We start from the raw sequence: 3887 nt of genomic DNA on the forward strand, positions 1-3887 counted from the left end.
CGTGGGTGGCGGCCGCCACCAGCGCGTGGACGAGCCGGGTCCGCTCGCCGCGGGCTCCGGCGCCGGACACGGCGGCCAGCTCCGCCATCGCCTCGTCGACCTGCCCGAGCGTGAGACCTGGTCGCTCGGCGGACGGCACGGCCGGCGGGACGACGTCCTTGAGGATGCTCCACCCGACCCCGATCCGCCCCTGCGGCAGCCGCCCGGACAGATACGCGATGACGAGCGGGCTCTCCTCGGGCCCGGCCTCGGCGAACAGTTCGGCCAGCAGAGCGATCTTGCGCGAGCGCGCGGAGGTCGCGGCGACCTCCCGGGAGACTTCCGCGACACGCGCAAGGAGCATGGGCCCATCCTCTCGACACCCCGCCGCGACCGCACGCCGGGGAGCCGCATCAGGGCCAGGCCACCGGACGCCTCCGCCGCCGGGGGCGCGCCGCACCCGTCGCCCTCCCCCGCCGGAGACGCTCCAGGAGCCTGGTGCGCACCGGCCGGCCCAATGGACGATCGGCAGCCGCAGAACGCGGCACGGGAACCGGCACCGCTGGAACCGGCACCACAGCAGCCGCCACCACCGGACGCGTCACCGCCGGAACCCGTACCGCGGCACCCTCCACCGCCGGAACCGGCACCGGAGGAATCCGCACCGCCGCGGCCCGCACCGCCGGAACCCGTACCGTCGGAACCCGGGCCTCGCGAACCGTCGCCGTCGCCGTTGCCGTCGTCGCCGCCGGTGTCAAAGAGCCCTGTGGCGCCGGAGGTACCTGCGAGGCGACTCCCGTCGCACGTGTCTCGCCGGGATGGGGTGCCTGCCGCTCCGCGCGGGCCTCGTCCAGGGCCAGGGCCAGGCTCAGCCTGTGCCAGAGGATCTCGTCCGGGTCGTCGGCCCGTGTCAGCCGTTCGGCGATCTCGCGCGCGACCGCAGGCACCGGCATCCCGGGCGGCGGAGGCGGACGCAGCCGGTCGAGGTGGCTGCGCTCGTACGGATCGTCGACGACCTCGGCGACCTGGACCGGGTCGAGCAGTGAGGCGATTGCGGCGGCCCGCGCCCACGGGTCCTCGCCGGCACGGAGCAGCAGGCCGAGCCGCCGCGCCCGCCAGTTCCTGGGCCGCCGGTCCTCGTGCGCGGCAAGACGCTCACGGAGTTCCAGCGGCAGCCGCCCGGTGAGGAGGGCCGGACAGGTGAGGCCGAACTCGACCACTTCCTGCGCCAGATACATCCACACCACCGTCCGGTAGCGGTTCAGCGAGAACCGCACCGGACTGAGGTGCCCCGTCCGGGCCAGCCGGGTGAACCGGTCGGCGGTGATCCCGAGGAGGGCGGCGGCCTCCCTCGTACCGACCGCGCGCACCCGCTCGCGCAGGCCGGCGGGGAAGTCCGGGGCGGCCCTGAGGCGGTCGAGCTCGCACCGCTCGACCCGCCGCCGATCTCCCTCGCCGGCCGGCGCCGTCCTCACCAGGCCGAGCTGCACCGCGAGCCGGAACTCGTCGCGCCTCAGCTCCAGTTCCTGCGCGGCCCGCCCCGGTGCCACCGTGCGCGCCCCTTCGTCCACCGTCATTCCGCGGCCCTCCCCCTGCGTCCGTGTTCTCTTCAGGTCGCGGGCCCTTCAGGTCACGGGCCTCTCGAACCCGTGAACCGAACCCACGAAGAAGAACGTAACGCAGAGTGACGACACTCGCACGACCTGTGGACAACGGACTGTGGACAACCGCCTCGGCCGTGGCGTCAGAGCGCGCCGCCCCCTGGGATCCCCGGCTGCCGCGCCGCCACGCCGAGGTGCTCGCCGACCCGGTTGACCAGCAGCGTCATCTCGTACGCCACCTGGCCGACGTCCGCCTCCGCCGCACTCAGGACGCACAGGCAGCTGCCCTCGCCCGCCGCCGTCACGAAGAGCAGCGCCTCGTCGAACTCCACCATCGTCTGCCGTGCCCGGCCCGCCCTGAAGTGCCGGCCCGAGCCCCGCGCCAGGCTGTGGAGGCCGGAGGAGACGGCCGCCAGGTGCTCGGCGTCCTCGCGTGCGAGTCCGCTGCTCGCCCCCGTCACCAGACCGTCGTTCGACAGCACCAGGGCGTGCCGTATGTATCCGACCCGCTGCGTCAGGTCGTCCAGGAGCCAGTCCAGTCCCTTGTCCAACGCCATCAGTGGTCCTCCCCCTAGCCGGTGCGTCCCCGTCGGCCCGGACCCTGAGGGTCCTCGAGGCGATCGTGGTACGTACCGTCGTTGTCCGCGTATCGTCGCAAGCCTTACGCACTGTCGTGGACAGGGCAAGCACCGCACCACGCCCGCGCGTGCCGCAGGACGGGGGCATCAGGGCGGGGACGTGACGAGAACGACCGCGGCCGTGCCGCCTCGGGGCCCCGCCTCCCCTCAGCCGACCGTGTCCAGGAGCCGGGCGGTGTGCATCCGCCCGGCGTACTCGACCAGGCGGATCAGCACCTCCTTCCCCGAGTCGCGGTCGCGCGCGTCGCACAGCACGACGGGCGTGCCGCGGTCCAGGTCGAGCGCCCGGGACACGTCGTGCGCCCCGTACGTACGCGCGCCCGTGAAGCAGTTGACCGCGACCACGAACGGGATCTTCCGGTGCTCGAAGTAGTCGACCGCCGGGAAGCAGTCCTCGAGACGCCGGGTGTCGGCGAGGACGACGGCTCCCAGGGCGCCCTGCGACAGCTCGTCCCAGAGGAACCAGAAGCGGTCCTGACCGGGCGTGCCGAAGAGGTAGAGGGAGAGCCCGGAGCGGATGGTGATGCGGCCGAAGTCCATGGCGACGGTCGTGGTGGTCTTCTGATCGACGCCCCCGGTGTCGTCGACCAGTTCGCCTGCCCTGCTGAGCTGTTCCTCGGTGCGCAGGGGCCGGATCTCGCTGACCGCGCCGACGAGGGTGGTCTTGCCGACGCCGAATCCGCCGGCGACCAGGATCTTCAGGGCGAGGGCGGAGGTGTCCGGGGCGTCGCCCGCGCCGTTGCTCTCAGAGCGCTCGTAGGCCATCGATTACTTCCCTCAGGATTCTTTCGTCGGGGAGCTGTGCGGGCGGTACGGGCCGGCTGACCCGTACGAAGCCCGATTCGAGGAGGTCGCCGAGGAGGACCCTGACGACTCCGACGGGCAGGTCGGCGTCGGCCGCGAGTTCGGCCACCGACTGGGTCTCGGCCCGGCACAGGCTGAGCAGCGACCGGTGTTCGGGGCCGAGGAGTGCCTCCTCGGCCGGTCCGGGCGGTTCGTCGTCCACGACGACGAGGGCGATGAGGTCGAACCGCACGTTGCTGGGGCCCGGCTTGGTCCGTCCTCCGGTCATCGCGTACGGGCGTACGAGCGGTCCCGCGTCGGCGTCGTACCACTGACTGCCCGGCACGGACGGGCCGTCGCCGGTGCTGTCGTCGTTCATGGGGTTCTCCCGGTCAGCCGGCGGCCGGCGGGCTCACCGTGAGCCGCGGCGGGGTGTGCAGGTGCTCGCCCACGCGCTTGACGAGGCGGGCCATCTCGTAGGCGATGAGGCCGATGTCGGCGCTCGCGGAGCTGAGGACGGCGAGGCAGGAGCCGTCTCCCGCCGCGGCGACGAAGAGGAAGCCGTCGTCCATCTCGACCATCGTCTGGCGGACTCCGCCGGTGTGGAACTGGCGTCCGGCTCCCTTGGCGAGGCTGTGGAAGCCGGAGGCGATGGCGGCCAGGTGCTCGGCGTCCTCACGGCTGAGCCCGTTGGAGGCGCCCACGGCGAGCCCGTCGCTCGAGAGCACCACGGTGTGGCGGACCTCGCGGACCCGCATGACGAGGTCGTCGAGGAGCCAGTCCAGTTCGCCGGACCGGTGGTGCGAGATCCGCTCGTGGTCGATCATGCGTCGTCTCCTTCGGAGCGAGGGTCGAGAGGGGCGGTGCCGTGGCCGGGGTCGTGGCG

5 protein-coding genes and 1 pseudogene are annotated in these 3887 nt (G+C 73.0%); all 6 read right to left on the bottom strand.

Annotated elements, in window-relative coordinates:
* Positions 1–343 (bottom strand): annotated as a pseudogene (locus CCN56_RS22015) (ATP-dependent DNA ligase); the annotation flags it as partial.
* A gap of 49 nt (positions 344–392) precedes the next feature.
* Positions 393–1556, bottom strand: coding sequence for a DUF6397 family protein (locus CCN56_RS22020; protein ID WP_086829291.1), 1164 nt, complete (start codon positions 1554–1556; stop codon positions 393–395).
* Between the two features lie 167 nt (positions 1557–1723).
* Positions 1724–2137, bottom strand: coding sequence for a roadblock/LC7 domain-containing protein (locus tag CCN56_RS22025; RefSeq protein WP_086829293.1), 414 nt, complete (start codon positions 2135–2137; stop codon positions 1724–1726).
* Between the two features lie 228 nt (positions 2138–2365).
* Positions 2366–2983, bottom strand: a complete 618-nt coding sequence (locus CCN56_RS22030) for an ATP/GTP-binding protein (protein WP_086829295.1) — start codon at positions 2981–2983, stop codon at positions 2366–2368.
* Positions 2964–3380 carry a DUF742 domain-containing protein gene (locus CCN56_RS22035; RefSeq protein ID WP_041133124.1) on the bottom strand — a complete coding sequence of 139 codons (417 nt, stop codon included), beginning with the start codon at positions 3378–3380 and terminating at the stop codon, positions 2964–2966. Before CCN56_RS22035 ends, CCN56_RS22030 begins: the two co-directional genes overlap by 20 nt.
* A 13-nt stretch (positions 3381–3393) precedes the next feature.
* Complete coding sequence (locus CCN56_RS22040) at positions 3394–3828, bottom strand: roadblock/LC7 domain-containing protein (protein ID WP_041133123.1); 435 nt, start codon at positions 3826–3828, stop codon at positions 3394–3396.
* Positions 3829–3887: the final 59 nt, after the last annotated feature.

This window comes from Streptomyces sp. NRRL B-24572 (assembly GCF_002156145.1).
GTDB lineage: Bacteria > Actinomycetota > Actinomycetes > Streptomycetales > Streptomycetaceae > Streptomyces > Streptomyces vietnamensis.

Coding starts and splice junctions, on each gene's coding strand:
- CCN56_RS22020 (WP_086829291.1), bottom strand. CDS start 1,556: ATGACGGTGGACGAAGGGGCGCGCACGGTGGCACCGGGGCGGGCCGCG.
- CCN56_RS22025 (WP_086829293.1), bottom strand. CDS start 2,137: ATGGCGTTGGACAAGGGACTGGACTGGCTCCTGGACGACCTGACGCAG.
- CCN56_RS22030 (WP_086829295.1), bottom strand. CDS start 2,983: ATGGCCTACGAGCGCTCTGAGAGCAACGGCGCGGGCGACGCCCCGGAC.
- CCN56_RS22035 (WP_041133124.1), bottom strand. CDS start 3,380: ATGAACGACGACAGCACCGGCGACGGCCCGTCCGTGCCGGGCAGTCAG.
- CCN56_RS22040 (WP_041133123.1), bottom strand. CDS start 3,828: ATGATCGACCACGAGCGGATCTCGCACCACCGGTCCGGCGAACTGGAC.